At 66.2% G+C, this 18,963-nt stretch carries 16 protein-coding genes, 1 pseudogene and 1 riboswitch; of the genes and pseudogenes, 6 read left to right on the forward strand and 11 right to left on the reverse strand.

The features are described from left to right. The 4 genes and pseudogenes from ACRCUN_RS26900 to ACRCUN_RS26915 all read left to right on the forward strand — a co-directional run. Positions 1 to 93, forward strand: a pseudogene (locus tag ACRCUN_RS26900) (MBL fold metallo-hydrolase); the annotation flags it as partial. 247 nt (positions 94 to 340) lie between these two features. Next, the gene (locus tag ACRCUN_RS26905) at positions 341 to 841 is read left to right on the forward strand and encodes a hypothetical protein (protein ID WP_462144677.1); all 501 of its coding nucleotides are present in this window, start codon (positions 341 to 343) and stop codon (positions 839 to 841) included. A gap of 88 nt (positions 842 to 929) precedes the next feature. Next, positions 930 to 1,574 carry a TetR/AcrR family transcriptional regulator gene (locus ACRCUN_RS26910; RefSeq protein WP_462144678.1) on the forward strand — a complete coding sequence of 215 codons (645 nt, stop codon included), beginning with the start codon at positions 930 to 932 and terminating at the stop codon, positions 1,572 to 1,574. Further along, entirely contained in the window at positions 1,571 to 2,434 is an 864-nt protein-coding gene (locus ACRCUN_RS26915; RefSeq protein ID WP_462144679.1) for a metal-dependent hydrolase, read from the forward strand. Before ACRCUN_RS26910 ends, ACRCUN_RS26915 begins: the two co-directional genes overlap by 4 nt. A 3-nt stretch (positions 2,435 to 2,437) precedes the next feature. Here the strand turns inward: ACRCUN_RS26915 and ACRCUN_RS26920 are convergent, their stop codons facing one another. From ACRCUN_RS26920 to ACRCUN_RS26935, 4 genes are all read right to left on the reverse strand, one after another. Beyond that, positions 2,438 to 3,085, reverse strand: a complete 648-nt coding sequence (locus tag ACRCUN_RS26920; protein WP_462144680.1) for a response regulator transcription factor — start codon at positions 3,083 to 3,085, stop codon at positions 2,438 to 2,440. Beyond that, positions 3,082 to 4,377 (reverse strand): sensor histidine kinase, encoded by a 1,296-nt coding sequence (locus ACRCUN_RS26925; RefSeq protein ID WP_462144681.1) that lies wholly within the window; start codon positions 4,375 to 4,377, stop codon positions 3,082 to 3,084. Before ACRCUN_RS26925 ends, ACRCUN_RS26920 begins: the two co-directional genes overlap by 4 nt. A gap of 132 nt (positions 4,378 to 4,509) precedes the next feature. Continuing rightward, complete coding sequence (locus ACRCUN_RS26930) at positions 4,510 to 5,415, reverse strand: TIGR03564 family F420-dependent LLM class oxidoreductase (protein WP_462144682.1); 906 nt, start codon at positions 5,413 to 5,415, stop codon at positions 4,510 to 4,512. Between the two features lie 364 nt (positions 5,416 to 5,779). Then, on the reverse strand, positions 5,780 to 7,081 hold the full coding sequence (locus tag ACRCUN_RS26935) for an acetyl-CoA C-acetyltransferase (RefSeq protein WP_462144683.1): 1,302 nt from the start codon (positions 7,079 to 7,081) through the stop codon (positions 5,780 to 5,782). 109 nt (positions 7,082 to 7,190) lie between these two features. Between ACRCUN_RS26935 and ACRCUN_RS26940 the strand changes: the two genes are divergently transcribed. Beyond that, positions 7,191 to 8,543, forward strand: coding sequence for a 3-oxoacyl-ACP reductase (locus ACRCUN_RS26940; protein WP_462144684.1), 1,353 nt, complete (start codon positions 7,191 to 7,193; stop codon positions 8,541 to 8,543). Positions 8,544 to 8,556: 13 nt separating this feature from the next. Then, positions 8,557 to 9,372, forward strand: a complete 816-nt coding sequence (locus ACRCUN_RS26945; protein WP_462144795.1) for a MaoC/PaaZ C-terminal domain-containing protein — start codon at positions 8,557 to 8,559, stop codon at positions 9,370 to 9,372. Positions 9,373 to 9,444: 72 nt separating this feature from the next. Here the strand turns inward: ACRCUN_RS26945 and ACRCUN_RS26950 are convergent, their stop codons facing one another. The 7 genes from ACRCUN_RS26950 to ACRCUN_RS26980 all read right to left on the reverse strand — a co-directional run bounded on the left by ACRCUN_RS26950 (position 9,445) and on the right by ACRCUN_RS26980 (position 18,670). Next, a complete protein-coding gene (locus ACRCUN_RS26950; RefSeq protein WP_462144685.1) occupies positions 9,445 to 12,798 on the reverse strand; it encodes an ATP-binding protein in 3,354 nt (1,117 codons plus the stop codon). Continuing rightward, complete coding sequence (locus ACRCUN_RS26955) at positions 12,788 to 13,507, reverse strand: DUF4194 domain-containing protein (RefSeq protein ID WP_462144686.1); 720 nt, start codon at positions 13,505 to 13,507, stop codon at positions 12,788 to 12,790. The genes ACRCUN_RS26950 and ACRCUN_RS26955 overlap by 11 nt, the downstream gene beginning before the upstream one ends. Further along, positions 13,504 to 14,970 (reverse strand): DUF3375 domain-containing protein, encoded by a 1,467-nt coding sequence (locus ACRCUN_RS26960; protein ID WP_462144687.1) that lies wholly within the window; start codon positions 14,968 to 14,970, stop codon positions 13,504 to 13,506. Before ACRCUN_RS26960 ends, ACRCUN_RS26955 begins: the two co-directional genes overlap by 4 nt. Before the next feature lie 103 nt (positions 14,971 to 15,073). Beyond that, positions 15,074 to 15,868, reverse strand: coding sequence for an ABC transporter ATP-binding protein (locus tag ACRCUN_RS26965; protein WP_462144688.1), 795 nt, complete (start codon positions 15,866 to 15,868; stop codon positions 15,074 to 15,076). Beyond that, complete coding sequence (locus ACRCUN_RS26970) at positions 15,865 to 16,863, reverse strand: FecCD family ABC transporter permease (protein ID WP_462144796.1); 999 nt, start codon at positions 16,861 to 16,863, stop codon at positions 15,865 to 15,867. Before ACRCUN_RS26970 ends, ACRCUN_RS26965 begins: the two co-directional genes overlap by 4 nt. A gap of 29 nt (positions 16,864 to 16,892) precedes the next feature. After that, positions 16,893 to 17,657 (reverse strand): class I SAM-dependent methyltransferase, encoded by a 765-nt coding sequence (locus ACRCUN_RS26975; protein WP_462144689.1) that lies wholly within the window; start codon positions 17,655 to 17,657, stop codon positions 16,893 to 16,895. Next, positions 17,654 to 18,670: an ABC transporter substrate-binding protein gene (locus tag ACRCUN_RS26980; protein WP_462144690.1), complete on the reverse strand. Its 1,017-nt coding sequence runs from the start codon at positions 18,668 to 18,670 to the stop codon at positions 17,654 to 17,656. The genes ACRCUN_RS26975 and ACRCUN_RS26980 overlap by 4 nt, the downstream gene beginning before the upstream one ends. Positions 18,671 to 18,739: 69 nt before the next feature. Continuing rightward, a riboswitch (cobalamin riboswitch) is annotated at positions 18,740 to 18,926 on the reverse strand. Positions 18,927 to 18,963 lie beyond the last annotated feature (37 nt).

Raw genomic sequence — 18,963 nt, forward strand, 5'->3', positions numbered from 1 at the left:
GGCCAAACCATCGTCTACACCGGCCACGGCGACACCACCACCATCGGCGACGAAATCGTCCACTACGACGACTGGGTCAAACGCGGCCACTGACGATGCGCCGCGAGCGTGACGTGGCTACGACGGCGTTGCGCGGACTGCAGACGCTGCAGACGCTGACCGCGATATGTCAGCCGGTGTATTGCACGGTCGCCGGCCCACACGCATCTGAAGGTAGAAGGTGATGCCCGCCGTGGTGACGACACACGAGCGAGAACCAGGTATCCCACTACTCGCGCGTTCATGGTTTCGCGTCAGTGACGATCGGGGTGATCTTCGGGAGTTCAGGAGGTTTACGAAGATGTCTACACCAGTCACAACATCGATCGAATTGAACGGCGCGTGGACAGATGGAAGCCCCCGCAAGGCGGTGATCTCAGTGAAGGGCGATGCGATCACCATCAACATGTCGGCATTCAACCGGCCGGCCGCGCACGGGGCGATTGTCGACGGCTCCAGGCTCACTGCCACTTTTCCTGACGATCGCACCTACATCGGAGAGCTTGAACCTCCCAATCGGATTCGATGGTCGAACGGATCTGTATGGACGAAGCTCGTCAGAGCGCTGATCGATCTGAGCGGCCGCTGGACTGACGGCAGTCCGCGGCACGCCGTCATCTTCGCCGACGACACCACTCTGAAAATCGACATGTCCGATTTTGGCCGGCCCACCGCAACAGGCTCCATCCTCGACATTTCGACAATCAGAGTGAAGTTCCCCGACGAGGCTACGCACACCGGCACGCTGCACCCCCCAAGGCGGATCGAGTGGGACAACAATTCAACGTGGACGAAGGTCTGAACGAGGGAGCGAACCTGTTTCCATCCAATTCCGCGCCCACCGATAAATAATATTGACATATTATTTTTGATGGTCCAGGCTTGGTCGCGTGACACCGCCCCGCCGAACGCAGGCTGAACGATCGGCCCACACCCGCCGCGCTCTGCTCGACGCGACATTCGAAGCATTGGTTGAGGTTGGCTTCAAAGGCACAACGACCGCCGAGGTTGCCCATCGCGCCGGCGTATCGATCGGTGCACTGCAGAGCCACTTCCGCACGAAGACCGAACTGCTGACCGCCGCCGTGGTGCACTCCTTCGACCGCCGCATAGAGGAGTTCGGTGTATTGATGGCCGGCCTGGATCCCTCGGCCGACAAACTCGACGCGGCGATCGACCTGCTGTGGTCAATGTTCTCGCGGTCGACGTTCACTGCATGGCATGAGCTTTGGGTCGCCGCCCGCACAGACTCCGAACTGGCGCGTGCAGTTATCGACATCGACCGGCAGTTCGCCGACGCCTGCGACCGGATGTACGCCGAGATGTTCCCGCGCGGAGACGCTGGCCCGGCGCTGAACTCACGGACGGGCGTCCACATGGTTTTCGCACTTATGAACGGGCTGGCCGTCGGAACGTCGATCAAGGGTTATGACCCCTATCCCGCCGACGAGGTCCTCGCCGCTTTCAAGTCGGTAATCCGCCCCTTGCTCACCGCCGAGCGCCAAGACACCGCAGACCAGCAGGCGACGACATGACTGCCGAAAATACCTCTGCCGCCGGAAAACCGGCCGTGCGCGCACGCCGTATCCGGTTTTCGTACCCGACCGGAGCACTCGACCGTCACTTCGTCGACGGTGACCTCATCATGAGCCACATCGTCGCGCACCTGTCGGCGACGTTTCCCGAGGGCGAAGACTTCTTCGTGCGATCGGTGCGTCGCTTCGCCGATCAAATCACCGATCCACAACTGAAATCGCAGGTTCAGGGGTTCATCGGGCAGGAGGTCACTCACGGCCGCGAACATCGCGCGCTGAACGAGCGCCTGCACCAGATGGGTTACCCGACGCGCAGGATCGACCGGGGTACCCACATGGACGTGACGGCCTTCGAGCGTCGGGTGTCGCCGCTGACCTGCCTCGCCATCACGGCCGCACTCGAACACTTCACCGCGGTGCTCGCCGAGACCTTGCTCACCGATCAACGGGCCCAGGCACTGTTGGGGGACACCGAAGTGCGGAAGATGCTGCTATGGCACGCAATCGAGGAATCGGAGCACCGTTCGGTGGCCTTCGACGTCTACCAAGCAGTCGGCGGAACTGAGCGCAGACGGATCTGGACGATGCGGATCATCCGACTTACCTTCACCCTCAATGTCACGTTGTGGTCGGCCATCTCGTTGCTCGGAGATCGCGCGGCCTACAACCCGATTCGGTTGTTCCGCAGCCTGGCCCAGTTGCGGAACTCGCCGTTCTTCAACCGTGCGGTCGTCCGCCGAATACGTGCGTACACCAAGCCTGGATTCCATCCCGACGACACCGATAACACGGCGCTGCTCGAATACTGGACCGCAGCGTTGTTCGGCGAACAGGGCTCCTTGGCCGGCCACCTCCATTGACCCCTACGAGTTCAGATACGTCACGACCGCCAGCACCCGGCGATGGTGAGCCTGCGACGGCGGCAGATCCAATTTGGCGAAGATGCTGGTGACGTGTTTTTCGACGGCCCGCTCAGATATCGAAAGCTTGTCCGCCAGGCCACTGTTCGAATGCCCTTCGGCCATGAGCGCAAGTACTTCGCGCTCACGTGCGGTCAGGCGGTCCAGCACATCGACACCACGCCGGGCCCCCATGAGTTGGCGCACGACCTCGGGGTCCAGCGCGGTCCCGCCCGCGGCGACGCGCTTCACGGCATTGTCGAACTCGCCGATGTCAGCCACTCGGTCTTTCAGCAGATAGCCGACGCCCTCCGGGCGACCAGCCAACAGCTCAGCGGCGTAACGTGTTTCGACCCACTGGGAAAAAAGCAGCACGCCTACGTGCGGATGGGTTCGCCGCAGTGACACCGCCGCGACCAAGCCCTCGTCGGTGTAGGTGGGTGGCATGCGGATGTCGATCACGAACACGTCCGGGCTCAGCGTGTCGGCGATATCGCGGAGTTCCTCGGCGGTGCCGACCTTGGCCACCACGTCATGCCCGCGTTCCAAGAGCAGCTGCGTCAGACCGTCACGCAGAATCGCATTGTCCTCGGCGATTGCCAGCCGTGTCATCGCTCCGCTCCGGACGGCACCACAGCGGTCACCGTGGTGGGACCGCCCTCCGGGCTGTCGATGTCGAGAGTTCCATCGACCATCCGCAGCCGGTCGGCCAGCCCGGTCAACCCGGATCCGTTGGCCGGGGCGACGCCGCCGGCACCGTTGTCTGCGACGACTATTCGCAGTTCGGTGGCATCGCTGTGCAGCCACACCGTGGCCTGTGTGGCCCCGGAATGCCTTGAAACGTTGGCCAGGAGCTCGGCCACACAGAAGTACGCGAGCGTCTCCACGCCGAGGGACGGCCGGACCGCGATGTCGTCGACCAGCTCGACCGGGATGGGGTTGCGCGCGGCGAGCGTCTGCACGGCCGGGCCCAACCCGAGATCCAATGCGGGAGGCCGTATCCCACGTACGAGGTCGCGTAGCTCGGTGAGGGTGTCGCGGGTGTTGGCCAGCGCGTCGGCGACCAAAGCGCGGGCGCGGTCGGCGCGGTCGGGTTGCGCGAGCTGCTCCTCGGCGCGAGCCAGCGTCATCGCCACCGCGATGAGCCGGGCCTGCGTGCCGTCGTGCAGATCGCGTTCGACGCGGCGTAACCGGGCGGCAGCGTCGTCGACCACCTCGGCGCGGGCCTGTTCGAGCTGCGCCACCCTGCGCTCGCGGCCCGTCGGCGCCAACAAGATCTTGGCCAACCACAGATGGGCGCGCCCGATCCAGATCATCGCCCAGGCCAGCAGGTACAGCGCGACGGCGCCCCCGACGGCCATCAACAGGTAGAGCCCCAGCGAATCGACCGGCTCGCCGAAACTCACGACCGACTCCCCGGTGATCAGCCACAGCGCCGGCGCGATCACGAGCACCGCCGAGATCGCGACGCCGACGAGCACGAAATAGCCGACCGGTGTCATGACGATCGCTTGGAGAGCCAGGAACCCGAGGGCACGCCAGCCGACCACGTCGGTCAACGCGGCCGCCACGGTGTGCAGCCAGCTCGCGGGGCGGACGAAGCGCTCAGGCTCGTCGATGTCGACTCCCACGATTCGGGCCAGTGCCCGGTACAGCCGGTTCCACAGCCGACCGCTGAGGACGACCAATGCCAGCAGCGGAATACCGATCAACGTGATCATCAGCAGGCCCGACGTCAGCCCGGTGCAGAAGAGGTACACGACACCGGCCACGGCGAGCACGCTGATCAGCACGAAATACAAGTAGGCCCGCCATGCCTGCGCACGCAGCGGGACGAGCAGGGCATTCCACGTGTCGGCTTGGGCGGCGGGCATTTCCGTCTCGGTAATCGTCACGCCTCCCATGCTGGCCGCGGTGCCATCGATCAACCATGGTGTTGCCCGGTCAATCGGCGGTGTGGATAACCGCACCGCGTGAGTAACGCCACGGCGGAGAATTCGCGTTCTGACCGCCACAGCGTTACTGGCGCGAGCGAGTCATGCGTCGAGTTCGCGCAGCAGCGCCCGCGTCCGCGCCCTGGTCTCGGGCGACGCGTCGAACACGACCCCCACATACTCGTCGACGCCGTCGAGCGCCCGGATCCGTTCGGTCACCGCCGTTTCGTCGCCGATGATCGCGGCGTCCTCGGGTCCGGCATAGCCTTCGCGGTCGAGCATGGCCCGGTAGGACGGCAGATGCCCGTACATCGCGAACTGCTTCGCCGCCTGTGCGCGGGCGACGTCCACGTCTTCGGTCACGCTCACCGGCAGCGCGGCGACGACCCGGACGTCGCGGTCGGCGGCACCGTCGCGCAGCGTCGGCGCGACGTGCTCGGCGAGCGTCTTCGGTCCGGTCATCCAGGTGACCGTGCCCGCGGTGCGGCGGCCCGCGAGCTTGAGCAACTGCGGACCGAGCGCGGCGATGTAGATATCGGGCGCGGCGGCGCCGGGAATCTGCAGGGCACCGCGCGTCGTGACGGTCTCCCCTGGCGCGTCGGCCGGCTCGCCGGCCAACAGCGGCTGCAGCCCGTCGAGGTACTCGCGCAAACGTCGCACCGGCTTGTCCCACGGGATGCCCCACATCCCCTCGGTGACCGCCTGGTGCGTCATGCCGAGCCCGAGGATGAACCGGCCGCGGCTGATCAGGCTGAGTGTGAGGGCGCGCTGGGCGAGCAGCATCGGATGCTGGTTCTGGATCGGGATGACCCCGCTCCCGACCTCGATACCGTCGACCTCGCGGAACGCGACAGCCAGTACGGTCAACAGATCAGGCTCGTAGGGCATCTGCGTCATCCACACCCGGCGGAAACCCTCGTCGCGCAACTGCGCGAGGGTCTGCACGGTGGCGTCGATCGGCGAACTGCCGCCGGTTTCACTGAGCGAGCTGAGGATGCTGATCTGCATGTGCCCACGCTAAGTGGTGGGCTGGGCAAAAAAATAGGGCGGGTTCGGGAGGACACTTGGGGGCGTCTCAGTTCGTCTCGCGCCGCCGGTTTTTCACCCCGTAAACCGACTCTTTGGATCAGTCACTCCCGAACCCGTCGTACGGTCGATCGTACGCCTCGGGTACCCCTCAGACCAGAGGAAATTTCGACCGACGTTCATGGGGTGTTTCCAAAAGGTGGCCCCGTGTTGCCGTCGGGTCGGGGGGTCAGACGGCAACACGGAGCTACCCATGTATCGACCCCCCGCGTCGTGCCGTTACACACTTCTAAAACAAACTTTTCGAATGTTTCGCGGCGGCGGGAGCGGTCGGCATACCCCCTGGTCAGGCCTCCAAAATAGCCGTCACGCCCTGGCCGCCCGCGGCGCAGATCGAGATCAGGCCACGGACCGGCCGGCCGGTTTCCTGCTTCTTGAGGTGCAGCTGCTTGGCCAACTGCGCGACGATCCGGCCGCCGGTCGCGGCGAACGGGTGACCGGCCGCGAGCGAGGAACCGTTGACGTTGAGCTTCGACCGATCGATGGAGCCGAGCGCACTGTCCAGGCCGAGCCGTTCCTTGCAGTATTCGTCGGACTCCCAGGCCGCGAGCGTGGCGAGCACGACCGAGGCGAATGCCTCGTGGATCTCGTAATAGTCGAAGTCCTGCAGGGTCAGGCCGTTGCGGGCGAGCAGGCGCGGCACCGCGTACGTCGGCGCCATCAACAGACCGTCCGGACCGTTGACGTAGTCCACGGCAGCGGTCTCGGAATCGACGAAGTAAGCCAGCGGTTCGCGCCCGTGCGCGGCCGCCCAGTCCTCACTGGCCAGCAGCGCGACCGAGGCGCCGTCCGTCAGCGGCGTGGAGTTACCTGCGGTCATCGTGGCGTCACCGGCCTTGACGCCGAACACCGGCTTGAGCTTGGCAAGCTTCTCGGCGTTCGAATCGGCGCGCAGGTTGTTGTCGCGATACAGACCGAGGAACGGGGTCACCAGGTCGTCGAAGAACCCGTTGTCGTAGGCGGCGGCCATGTTGCGATGGCTGGCCGCGGCAAGTTCGTCCTGGTCGACGCGCTTGATGCCCATCTTCTTCGCGGTGACGGCGGCGTGCTCTCCCATCGACATACCGGTGCGGGGCTCGCTGTTCACCGGAATCTCGACGCCGAGCGCGGCCGGCAGCTTGCCGACCAATTTGAGCCGGTCGACATTGGATTTCGCCCGACGCAGTCCGAGCAGCACACGTCGCAGGTCGTTACCGAACGCGATCGGGGCATCCGAGGCGGTGTCCACGCCACCGGCCGCGGCGACCTCGTACTGCCCGAGCGCGATGGCGTTGGCGGCCGCCGTCGCGGCCTGCAGGCCGGTGCCACAGGCCTGCTGAATGTCGTATGCAGGCGTGTAGGGCGACAACGCGCTGCCCAGCACGCACTCGCGCATGAGGTTGAAGTCACGGCTGTGCTTGAGCACGGCACCGCCGATGACGGCGCCGAGCCGCTCCCCGGCCAGGTCGAAGCGGTCGATCAGCCCGTCCAGCGCCGCGGTGAACATGTCCTGGTTGGAGGCATTGGCATACGCGCCGTCGGACCGCGCGAACGGAATCCGGTTGCCACCCAATACGGCAACGCGACGCCGGGTTGTGTTGTTCGCCATGTGTTTGCCTCCCACTGTCGGGTTGTCCGGGGCCATATTACCCACTGTTCTTACTCTGGAGTAAGTTCGGTATGGACAACGTAGTACTGCGAAGCGAAAGGCAGCTGAAGTGGCTTCCGACCTGTTCTCCCAAGTGCTCAATTCCGGGCCGGGATCGTTCCTGGCCAAACAGCTCGGCGTACCGCAGCCCGAGACGCTGCGCCGTTACCGCCCCGGCGATCCCCCGCTGGCCGGTTCCCTGCTGATCGGCGGATCCGGCCGGGTGGTCGAGCCGATGCGCGCCGCGTTGGCCGACGACTACGACGTGGTGTCCAACAACATAGGCGGCCGCTGGGCCGATTCATTCGGCGGCGTGGTGCTCGACGCCACCGGCATCACCGACGCCGCCGGGCTCAAGGAGCTCTACAAGTTCTTCACTCCCCTGCTGCGCAACCTCGGCTCGTGTGCGCGCGTCGTGGTCGTGGGCACCACGCCGGACCAGGCCGCGAGCGTGCATGAGCAGATCGCCCAGCGCGCCCTTGAGGGCTTCACCCGCTCACTGGGCAAGGAGCTGCGCCGCGGCGCGACCGTCTCACTCGTGTACCTGTCCGCCGACGCCAAGCCCGCCGCGACCGGCCTGGAGTCCACGCTGCGCTTCATCCTGTCGGCCAAGTCGGCCTACGTCGACGGGCAGGTGTTCCGCGTCGGCTCCGAAGACTCGACCCCACCGGCCGACTGGGACAAGCCGCTGGCCGGCAAGGTCGCGGTCGTGACGGGGGCCGCCCGCGGTATCGGCGCGACGATCGCCGAGGTGTTCGCGCGTGACGGCGCCGCGGTGGTGGCTGTCGACGTGGAGGGGGCGTCCGACGATCTCCACAAGGTCGCCCACAAGGTCGGCGGCACGGCATTGACGCTCGACGTGACCGCCGACGACGCGGTCGACAAGATCACCGCGCACGTGACCGAGCACCATGGCGGCAAGGTCGACGTGCTCGTCAACAACGCCGGCATCACGCGCGACAAACTGCTCGCCAACATGGACGAGGGTCGCTGGGATGCCGTCATCGCGGTCAATCTCCTTGCCCCCCAGCGGCTCACCGAAGGACTGGTGGCCAACGGCACGCTCGGCGAGGGTGGCCGGGTGATCGGCCTGTCGTCGATGGCCGGCATCGCGGGCAACCGTGGTCAGACCAACTACGCCGCCACGAAAGCCGGCATGATCGGCCTCACCGAGGCGCTGGCTCCGGTGCTCGCCGAGAAGAACATCACCATCAACGCTGTCGCGCCCGGCTTCATCGAGACCAAGATGACCGAGGCCATTCCGCTGGCCACCCGCGAGGTAGGCCGCCGGCTCAACTCGCTGTTCCAGGGCGGACAGCCGGTCGACGTGGCCGAGACCATCGCATACTTCGCGAGCCCGGCGTCGAACGCGGTCACCGGCAATACGATCCGCGTCTGCGGCCAGGCCATGCTGGGAGCGTGAGGTGGATCTGACAATGCTCCGCGCGGTGGCCGGTGCGCTGCCGTTCGTCCCGCGCAGCGAAAGGTTGCCCGACCGCACCGTCACGGTCGACGACCTGGCGATCGATCCGGCCAACGTGGCGGCATACGCTCAGGTGACAGGCCTGCGATTCGGTGACACGCTGCCGCTCACCTATCCGTTTGCGCTGACCTTCCCGACCGTGATGTCGCTGGTGACCGGATTCGATTTCCCTTTCGCCGCAATGGGTTCGGTGCACATCGAAAACCACATCACTCAACACCGGCCCATCTCGGTGACCGATACCGTGAAAGTCGCGGTGCATGCCGAAAATCTGCGCGAACATCGCCGCGGCCTGCTGGTCGACATCGTCACCGAACTGAAGGTCGGCAACGACACTGCATGGCATCAGGTCACGACGTTCCTGCACCAGCAGCGGACGAGCCTGTCCGACGAGCCGAAACCCGAACCGCAGAAACAGCCGAAGCTGCCGCCACCCAACGCGGTGCTGCACATCACGCCCGGCCAGATCCGCCACTACGCATCGGTCGGCGGCGACCACAACCCGATCCACACCAACGCCGTTGCCGCCAAGCTGTTCGGCTTCCCGACCGTGATCGCACACGGAATGTTCAGTGCGGCAGCAGTCCTCGCGAACATCGAGGGCCAGATGCCGGATGCGGTGAAGTACTCGGTGCGGTTCGCCAAGCCGGTCGTGCTGCCCGCCAGGGCCGGGCTCTACGTCGAGCGCGACAGCGACGGCTGGGACCTCACGCTGCGTCACCTGTCGAAGGGCTACCCACACCTGTCTGCGACGGTGCGCGGACTTTGAAGCGCCACCGAGCGTGCGCACAGGTCGCGTTTTCGACCGAATCGGCGGTCTGTGTGCACCCTCGGCGTCCGTTCAGGACGCGGGCACCACATCTCCCGAGCTCCGGCGTAGATCGGTGAACTCGGAGATCGACGCGGCGGTGACCGATGCGACCGGACGGGAGTTGGGCGCCGCGGCGTCGGCCTTGGACACCATGACGACGCTGTCGATGTAGGGCTGGATGGTCGTGGTGTTCTGCACCGTCGCCACGATCACCAGCTGGAATCCGAACTTGCGGAACGCCGAGAGCGCCTGCTGTGCGAACTGCGGGTCGGACTTCGAGAATGCCTCGTCGAGCATCAGCTGCGCGAACATCGGCCGTGTGTCGTTGCTGTCCGGGCTGGCCAGGTTGAAGCTCAGCGCCCCGGCCAGACAGAACGCCATGAGCTTCTCCTGCTCACCGCCGGAGTTGTCGCCGGAGTTGCTGTAGGTCCGGATGACCTCACCGGTTTCGGCGTCACGCTCCTCGCAGTACAGCACGAACCGGTTACGCACGTCGAGCGCGTCGCGGGTCCACTGCCGATCCTCAGGCGTGTTGCCGGCCAACAGCTTTCGTAATTGCAGGATGTCGGTGTACTGCTCGAACATCGCCGTCTCGTCGCCGAAGCTCACGAGTGACACCCGGGCCGCGATGCGCTGGGCCTTTTCGTTGAGCTCGTCGACGGCGGCGAGGTGGCGCGTGCCTGCGTGCAGCGTGAGCCTGGTGCCGCGGTTGAACTCCACCGCACCGAGCCCGGTGTTGACGCGGGCGATCTGCTCGGTGATCCGCCGGGCCTCGTTGTCGGCGATCATGTGCAGGTTGAGGATCGCACCCGGGGCCTGTTCGGTGATGAGCCGCTGCATGCGCTCGTAGGCGTCGGGCAGTTCACGCTCGTCGATGCGCCGGCACAGTGCCACATAGTCGTGGACGCGTTCGTCGAAATCGTCGCTGTCGTTGGGGATCGCATCGGGGAACGAACTGTCGTACGCGGCCATGATTCCCGCGAGCTCGTCGTGCGAGCGGTTGCGGTCGCCACGCAGTCGGTCGCGTTCGCGGCCGATCACCCTGATCAGCTCGTTGCGGAACGGATCGGACTCCAACAGTTCCAGTGGCAGTGCGATGTCGGCCGCGTAGCTGTCGAGCGTGTCGCGGGCATGCTGGGGAACCTCGCCGGGGTCGAGGCGTTCGACGAGCTCCAGCAGCGCGGTACGCCGACGATCGAGATTGGTCTCGCGCTCGTTGAGCGACCCGATCTGCTGAATCACCTTCTCGACACGTTCCCAGCAGTCGTCGGCGCGCTGTTGGAGCCGTTCGACGTCGGGGTTCTCCGTGACAAGCAGGTCGTGTTCGTCCTGCAGGCGCTCGAGCAGTTCGTCGACCGAATCGGTGTCGATGTCACTCCACTGCATGTACTGATCGCACAGGGCCCGGCACGCCCGCTCCCGCGCCTGCAGCCTCGCACGGTGTTCGTCGAGCCGTTCCCGCGCGCTGCGCGCCGTACTGTACGCGTCGTGCGCGTTGGCCAGATCATGTTGCAAAGCATGCACTTTGGCCTCGGAGTCACCGAGGAAGATGTAGTCCGACGGCCGCAGCTTGGATCGGTCGTCCTTGATCGAGAGCCGTCCACTGTCCTTGCGCAGACCCTGATCGGTGACGGCCCGGGGATGCTCGGCGAACTCCTCCGGCCGGTCGACGCACGCGTAGTCGCCGACGGACGCGATGACGTTGAGCGCTTCAACGGCGCTGTCATGGGTCGGGTCGGCGACCCGAACCTTCGTCGCGAGCGTCTCGGGCGCCGGCTCACGCAGTTGCGCGCCGTGCTTGACGTGCTGGAGCTGGATCCGGCCGCGCATGTCGTTCTCGTTGACGAAACGCAGGGCGGCATCCCAGTGCTCGTCGGGCACCAGCAGCCGTAACCCCGCTCCCCGCAGCACCTTTTCGACCGCGAGGCGCCAGCGGGACTCGTCGGGTTTGAGTTCCATCAACTCGGCGACATACACCAGATCCCGCTCGGCCACGTCGAGCGCGCGTGCGATGCGGGCCCGCATCTCGTACTCGGTCCGCGGCAGCGGCGACCCCAGGCGCTGGACCCGCTCCAGTTCGGCTTCGACCGCCTCGCGGGCCTCACGGGCCCGCACCTCTTTCGCCGACGCTTCGACGTAAGCCGTGTTGCCCGTGGACAGTTCGCGGTGCAGGCGATCGGCCTCCTCCATGAGGGATTCGCGCAACGACCAGAAGTCCTCGGCGCTGTCGGGCGCGGTGAACCCCAGTGCGACGATCTTGTCCTCATAGCCACTGCGGCGGCGGGCGACCTCTTCGCTGACTCGCTCCGCTTCGCTGAGCCGTTGCTGCAGCGGGACCAGGTCCACGGTGACGGTGTTGATCTGCGCCATCAGCGAGTTGTGCTCGTTTTTGAGCTGTCGTTGCTGAGCGCCGAATTCGTCGCGCTGCGCCCCGAGTTGGGTGATCTGGTCGTCGAGGTTGTCGATCTCGGGGCCGGCCTGCTGGAGCCGGAGCCGGTCGACATAATCACGGACCATCGCGTTGTCGACGGTGTCGATGACGCCGAACTTGGCCGCCTCGTCGGCATAGCGCGCCTGGACGGCCTCGATGTTGCCGAGCGTGTTTCGTTTACGGCGCGCGACGTCGAGCAGGCCGCGGGCTTCGACCAGCGGGTTGATCTGCTCGAGCGCCTCCTCGACACCGCTGAGACTCGCGGGCTCGTCGAGCATGAACTCACGCACGAACTGTTCCAGCCCGCCAACGCTTTTGAGCGACTTCGCCTTGCCGAGCAGCTGCTGAGCGGCTTCCGAGGCCCGGATACCGATGATGGAGTACAGCTGTGCCAGATACTGGCTCTCGCTTCTGCCGCCGGTCCAGCCGTCGTCACGGAACACTGCCGCGTCGTAGCCGTTGGCGGCCCAGCGGTTGCACAGACCGAAGATGTCGCGGTCCGCGTCGATGAGATAGTACCGACTTCCTGGATCGGAAACCTTTTCGGCAGCAAGCCATTTGAGGACCAGACCGGTCACCGCTCGCCCGGTGTGATCGGAATAGGTGACCGCGACCGCCGACCAGGCGGGCCCGGTGCCGCGCAGGTACATGATCTGGCGGCTCGTACCGTCACGGCGCTCACCCCACGCCCCGCGGACGTACTTGTCCACCGTGCGTTTCCCGGTTCCCGAACCGGCTGCGGTCGTATCGCCAGACGCGTTGAAGTTCCGGCGGTGCGACGGCAGGAAAGCCAGCGAGATGGCGTCAAGCAGTGATGACTTGCCGCTGCCGGACGACCCCGTGATGAGCGTGCCCTGCGGACTGAACGGAATCGAGTGGTACCCGTCGAAGACGCCCCAGTTGATGACCTGCAGGCGCGACAGATAGAACTGATTGGTCGGTTCAGCGACCATGGGCGTCCACCTCATCCTCGGCGGCGTCGGCAGCGGCGTCGTCGGCCCCTCGCCCGGCGGCACGCTTGAGTTGGTCGAACTGCTGGGCGAGTTGGGTGATCACCGAGGCGGTCATGATCGCGTTGATCACCGGGCTGACCGTGAAGCTGCCCTCGTCTTCGCGATTGCGGACCAGGATCTCGATGTCGGTCAATCGCTCGATCGCGTTGTCGATGCGCTTGTCGAACGACGCGGCATCGCGGTCGGTGTCGTTGTTGACCCCGGCGAAGAGCTCGTGGATCTCCTCGCGGCTGATCAGAACATCCTCGTCGCGGGCCGCGGCCCGCATCAGTTTGGCCAGGTGCAACGCCAGGATGGAATCGTAGGTGTTCAGTGTTTCTCGTCGCAAAAGCTTACGGCGCCACTGCGATTCGTATTCAGCTTGCTCGACGTACGCGATGTCGTGGTCGTCGGCGATGCACAGGCGAAGATCGAGCTCGGACAGTCGCACCGTCAGTTCGGTCCGGTATCGCGTGACCCACGACCACAGTTCGGCGTGGTTGTCCTTGCGGATGTAGCGACGCGACAGCAGGTGCTGCAGCGCCCAGCATGCCCGGTCCGGCAGCTCACTCGCGTCGCCGTCGAAACGCGGCGCGCGCCGTTCGGGCGTGGACCGCTCGACGGCGTCGATGCTGGGCAGCGCATCGAAGTCAATGGACGTGTCACTCATAACAAACTCTCGCTGACAATAGGGATCGGTTCGGTGAAAACCAGTTGCGGCACTTCGATTTCACGGTCGGCACCCTCCAGCGATTGGAACCGCACCCGTACCGTCTCGACACCGTCGTCGTGCGGTTGTTTGATGGCCCAGGACCACAGCACGATGACGTGGCCGAGGTAGGCCGAGTCGAGCATGCCGATCGCCTCGGGCAGCGGCAGCGGACCACGCTCGACGGCGGCGTTGACAAGGTCGGCCAACTCGGTGGCATCCACCTGGGCGGCCAGAGCCGCGAAGGCCGCCAGGTTCACCTCGCCGTCCGAGGGTTCGGCCGGGGTCGGCGGAACCGCGTCGCGAATCTTGAACGCCACCGCGCCGATCGAGTTGAAGTCGGCACGCGCGAGCGGCACCTCCAGGCCGACGCGGCTGTCCGCGAGTGAGACCTTGAGCAGTTCGTGTGCACTGGCCAGTGCATCGTTGAGCTGGCGGGTCACGCCGCGGCTCTCCTCGAGCGTGCCCGATGCCACGAAGCGTTTGATGCGTCGCGCACACCGCTGCCTGGTCCGGCCCACCTCGGCGGTCTGAGCCGACACGAGCGTGAAGAACCCGGTCATCACCTCCCGCAGCCCTGGATCGAGATGGGGCAGTTGGCTGGTCACCATTTCGATGTCGGCCACCAGCGCGGCCCGCTGTTCGGGATCCTGGACCATGCGCGTGAACGCGGTGTATGACGCGCTCTCGCGCGACGCGAACAGCGATTCGTAGTCATCGAACAGCTGACGCTGCCGCTCCCGGTAGCCCAGATCGGTATCCGCCGAGGAATCGAGCAACCGCGTGGTGATGCGGTTGAGCATGCTCCCGTACTGCCCGATGTCGGAGATGATCTGCTCCATCTGCAGCGCGATGGCGCGTGCCTCATCCTCGACGTCGAGTGGGTTGGGCTCGGGCCGTCTGCCGTCGTCGATCGCGTCGAGTTCGGCCTGGAGCTTCTCGATCTCCTGCTCGATGTCGGCGCGAATCCGCTCGGGATCGTTGCTGACCTGGCCCGCGACGCGCCGCAAACCGGCCGCCACCCCGGCGATCGAACCGCCGGTCGCGATGGTGTCCTCACGTCTCATCCGTCGCGCGAAATCGAGCACTGCCCTGGCTTCATAGGTCAGGTAGCAGACATTGCGTTCACCGTCACCGGCCTGCTCGGTGATCCGGTGCAGCCACCCCTGGCTGGCCCAGTACTTGATCAGCTGCAGGCCCGACTGTTCGTTGTCGGATCCCATCGCGGCCAGGTCGCGCTCCAGCCGAACCACCAGCTCGGTCTCGGTGAGCTTGGTGCCGCGATCGAGATGGCGCTCCATCAGTGTCAGGTAGCCGGCCAAGTTGTTGGTCACCAGCAGGCGGATGGACCTCGAGTCCGCCACGGTCCGGTTCAGCTCGTAGAGCCGTTCCAACGACGGCCGGCCCACGTCAGCGTGCTGCATGCAACCACAGCACCCCGCCGGAACCCACCGGCTGGACCAGACTCGTCTTCATCCGTCCTACTTTAGGCGGCGCCGAAGACACCGGATTTGCCAGGCGGCGACCTCACGGCCCCGGCGGCAGGAGGTGAACCGACGGCCGGCCTGCACCCGCCCCGTCGGCGATGACGCGCGCGTCGACCCCGTAAACAGCCGAGATCAGCGCAGGTGTGAGGACATCGGCGGGTGCTCCCGCCGCGGCGACACGCCCCTCTGCGAGCACGACCAGCCGATCGCAGAACAACGCGGCGAGGGTCAGGTCGTGCAGGGTGACGACGGCGGTCACCGGCAGATCGCGGACCAGCGCAAGCAGCTCGAACTGGTGCCGGATATCCAGGTGATTGGTGGGCTCATCGAGCAACAGCTCGCGCGGCTCCTGAGCGAGCGCCCGCGCGATCTGCACGCGCTGTTGTTCCCCGCCCGACAGCGTGCGCCAATCCCGGTTGCGCATATGCGCCGTGCCGGTGTGAGCGAGCGCACGCTCGACCGCGCGTTCATCGGCCTCGGCGTCGCCGGACCATACGCCGCGGTGCGGGATTCTGCCCAGCCGCACGATCTGCTCGACGGTCAGGTTCATGTCGGTGCTGACCTGCTGTTCGACGACGGCGATGCGCTGCGCGACCGTCCGGCGACGGTGACCGGCAAGCGACCGGCCGTCGAGAAGCACCGCGCCGCCGCTTGGCCGCCGCAGCCCGGCAAGCAGGCGCAGCAACGACGACTTACCCGACCCGTTCGGCCCGAGCAGGCCGAGCGTCTCACTTTCCCCCACCGCCAACGACACTCCGCCGATGACGAGCCGCCCGCCGGCCGACCAGCTGACGGCGTCGGCCACGATGGGGCCTGCCTGCTGCTCACCAGTCATCGGGGCCGCTTCCTGCGCGCGAGTATCAGCACGAAGATCGGCACACCGACCAGCGCGGTCACCACGCCGACCGGCAGTTCCTGAGGGGCGAACACGGTACGTGCCGCGGTGTCGACCCAGACCAGGAAGATCGCGCCGGTCAGTGCCGTGACCACGAGTAGCCTGCGATGCGCGGGACCGACGATGATCCGCGCCGCGTGCGGCAACACGAGCCCGACGAACCCGATGGCACCGGCCGCACTGACCAGGACCGCGGTCAGCAGCGCCGTCGTGACCAAGAGCAGGACCCGCACCCGCATGACCGCGACCCCGAGTGAGGCCGCCGCGTCGTGCCCGAACGCGAACGCGTCCAAGGCGTCCGACTGCGTCCAGCAGATCACGAGGCCCAGTGCGCACACCGCACCGCACAGCGCAACCTGGTCCCAATTGGCACCGCCGAGCGAGCCGAGCAACCAGAACAACACACCCCTGGTCTGCTGGGCATCGGCGGACGAGAACACGATGAACGAGGTGATCGCCGAAAAGAGTTGAGTGCCCGCGACTCCGGCCAGGACGACGCGATCCTGCCCGCCGCCCGCCGCGGCCGCGAGGATGAGCACCAGGACGAACGCCGTCAACGCCCCGGCGAATGCGCCGGCAGACAGGCTGAGCGCACCGCCGATGCCGGTGATCACCACCAGCACGGCTCCGGTCGAGGCGCCGGATGAGATGCCGAGCATGAAGGGGTCGGCGAGCGGGTTGCGCATCATCGATTGCAGAACCGCCCCGCAGATGGCCAAGCCGGCACCACAGATCGCGGCCAGCAGCGCACGTGGCAGCCGCAACTCCCACACGATCCCGTCATCGATCGGTGCCACCTCGGCACCGTGGTTCCAAAGATGTTGTGCGATAACGGCGTATACATCACGCACACCGAGGTCGGCGGGCCCGATCAGGATTGCGGCCATGATCGAGAGCGTCAGCCCGCCGACAGCGATCGGCACGAGCAACAACATCCCGGGGTTACGCACCGCCGGCGGGGCGCTCACTTCACGCCGAGCACGACATAGTCGTCGAGCAGTTGCCACACCGTTCCCGCCTCGGTGAACCCGGCCTGTACGAGAGCCGCCACGTGGAAGTCGACGGCGGTGGCCGGTGGGGCGGGGCGTTCGGCGAAGCGTTCGTCGCGGACCGCCGCTAGCGCGGCAGCGCCCGGCTGGGCCCGAGCCGCCTGCCACCACGTGTCCCAACTCGGTGCACCGTCCCGGTGCGCACGCTCCTGAGTCGCTTCGTCATGCGCGACCGCGAGCCGGCCGAGCGTCGGTGACCGGCGGTCGAAGCGGAAATGGTCGCCGTTGAGCAGGATTCCGCCAGTGCCGAGCAACGCGGCGGCGGCCGAGTAGACCCGTAACAGGGCATCGGGCATGAGCCAGTGCAACGCCGTCGTGGACACGAAGGCATCGGGCGCACGACCACCGAGCGCGTCGGCGACGAGCACCGGCCAGCCCTCGTCGTCGAGATCGGCATCGAGGACCGTGAGCCGGTCACCGTAGACCGGCCGCAACGCGCGGGTCGCGATGTCGAGCAACAACGGGTCATGGTCGACGGCCACAACCCTGGCGTTCGGCAGCGCATCGAGCACCCGCCTTGTCAATGAGCCTGGCCCACAGGCCAGGTCGACGACCACCGGGGTGTCGCCGCATGCGAGTTCCAGTAACTCGACCATGATCCGGAATCGACCTTCGCGATCGGCGATATAGGCCGCCTGCTGCCGGTCCCACGAGGCCAGAAGAGATTCGGCGCCGCTCATTTACCCACCACCCCGAGGGTGCGCAGGCCGGACGCGACTGTCTCGATCGCGTCGACATTGCGCAGTGACGGGTCCATCGCGGTGCCCGGCAACACGATCCACCGGCGTTCCCGCACGGCTTTCAGACGCTTGGCGGCCGGATCAGATTCCAGGAAGCGGATTTTGGCGGCCGCGCTGTCCCCGTCGTCACCACGGGTCAGATCGGCGAGGACGAGCACGTCGGGGTCGCGTTCCAAAATGGCCTCCCATGAGATCTCGGGCCACAGTTGACGATTATCGGCGAATGCGTTGCGGGCGCCCAGTTCGGTGGTGATGATTCCCGGAGCACCGCAGCAGCCCGCGATGTACGGAGTCTTGGTGCCCGCATACCACCACATCATCGAGACGCCGTCGGCCTTGAGTCCGTCGGCCGCGGTGGCCTTTCGCGCGCGCAGCGACGAGATCAGCTGATCGCCCCGCTCCTCGACGCCGAATATCTTTGACACATCGGCGATCTCTGCATACATGTCGTCGAGCGTGAGCGCACGCTGCTGGGCGGCGTCCTGCCCACCGCATTCGCTCGAGGATTGGTAGGTGGGTACGCTGAGACTCTCGAACCGGTCCCGCGGAGCGACCCCTTCGTCGGTGAACGACCAGTCGAACGTTGCGTACACGAAGTCGGGCTTCTCCTTCAGTACACGTTCGAACGACGGGAAATCGCGGCTCAGTACCGGTACTTTGGCATTCTCGGCGGCCAGCTCGGGGCGGACCTCGTCGCTCCACGATGCGCTGCCGACCATGCGATCGGCCAGTCCGAGCGTCAACAACAGCTCGGTTGCCGGCTGGTTGATCGATACCGCGCGTCGCGGTGGCGCTTTCACCGTCACCGAGCGCCCGCAGTTCTCCACCGTGACGGGATAGCCAACGGGTTCGCCGCCGGATGCGACAGTGGACTTGCCTGCCGAGGAGCCACAACCGGCCAGCAACGATATGGCAAGCAGGAGAACAGATATGGTGCGCGTGCATTCAGACACGACGAGACCTTTCGATCCGGGACCCGACCGCGGAGTCCGTCCGATGGGCGGACCTCACGCCGCAGCCCGGCGACAAGGCCCGAGCCAGCAGGTCTTCGGACTCGGAATCATCCAGGCGGAGCGCCTTCCCGGCCCCGTCGAGGGACCAGTGGCCGTTGCTCCGCCTGTCCTCCATACCGCTGCGCGTCAGTTCCGGATTCTCACCGGATTCCCTGACCCAACCAAGTTGGGTACGACTGGCTCGTCCGGACCATACCAGCGCGCCGGATCGGGTAGGCGCCTCGACGGCGCGC

The organism is Mycobacterium venezuelense (genome assembly GCF_054919535.1).

Bases quoted from the DNA above. Each gene is read 5' to 3' on its own strand.
- ACRCUN_RS26905 (WP_462144677.1), top strand. From the start codon at position 341: ATGTCTACACCAGTCACAACATCGATCGAATTGAACGGCGCGTGGACA.
- ACRCUN_RS26915 (WP_462144679.1), top strand. From the start codon at position 1,571: ATGACTGCCGAAAATACCTCTGCCGCCGGAAAACCGGCCGTGCGCGCA.
- ACRCUN_RS26920 (WP_462144680.1), bottom strand. From the start codon at position 3,085: ATGACACGGCTGGCAATCGCCGAGGACAATGCGATTCTGCGTGACGGT.
- ACRCUN_RS26925 (WP_462144681.1), bottom strand. From the start codon at position 4,377: ATGGGAGGCGTGACGATTACCGAGACGGAAATGCCCGCCGCCCAAGCC.
- ACRCUN_RS26930 (WP_462144682.1), bottom strand. From the start codon at position 5,415: ATGCAGATCAGCATCCTCAGCTCGCTCAGTGAAACCGGCGGCAGTTCG.
- ACRCUN_RS26935 (WP_462144683.1), bottom strand. From the start codon at position 7,081: ATGGCGAACAACACAACCCGGCGTCGCGTTGCCGTATTGGGTGGCAAC.
- ACRCUN_RS26945 (WP_462144795.1), top strand. From the start codon at position 8,557: ATGCTCCGCGCGGTGGCCGGTGCGCTGCCGTTCGTCCCGCGCAGCGAA.
- ACRCUN_RS26950 (WP_462144685.1), bottom strand. From the start codon at position 12,798: ATGGTCGCTGAACCGACCAATCAGTTCTATCTGTCGCGCCTGCAGGTC.
- ACRCUN_RS26955 (WP_462144686.1), bottom strand. From the start codon at position 13,507: ATGAGTGACACGTCCATTGACTTCGATGCGCTGCCCAGCATCGACGCC.
- ACRCUN_RS26960 (WP_462144687.1), bottom strand. From the start codon at position 14,970: ATGCAGCACGCTGACGTGGGCCGGCCGTCGTTGGAACGGCTCTACGAG.
- ACRCUN_RS26965 (WP_462144688.1), bottom strand. From the start codon at position 15,868: ATGACTGGTGAGCAGCAGGCAGGCCCCATCGTGGCCGACGCCGTCAGC.
- ACRCUN_RS26970 (WP_462144796.1), bottom strand. From the start codon at position 16,863: ATGTTGTTGCTCGTGCCGATCGCTGTCGGCGGGCTGACGCTCTCGATC.
- ACRCUN_RS26975 (WP_462144689.1), bottom strand. From the start codon at position 17,657: ATGAGCGGCGCCGAATCTCTTCTGGCCTCGTGGGACCGGCAGCAGGCG.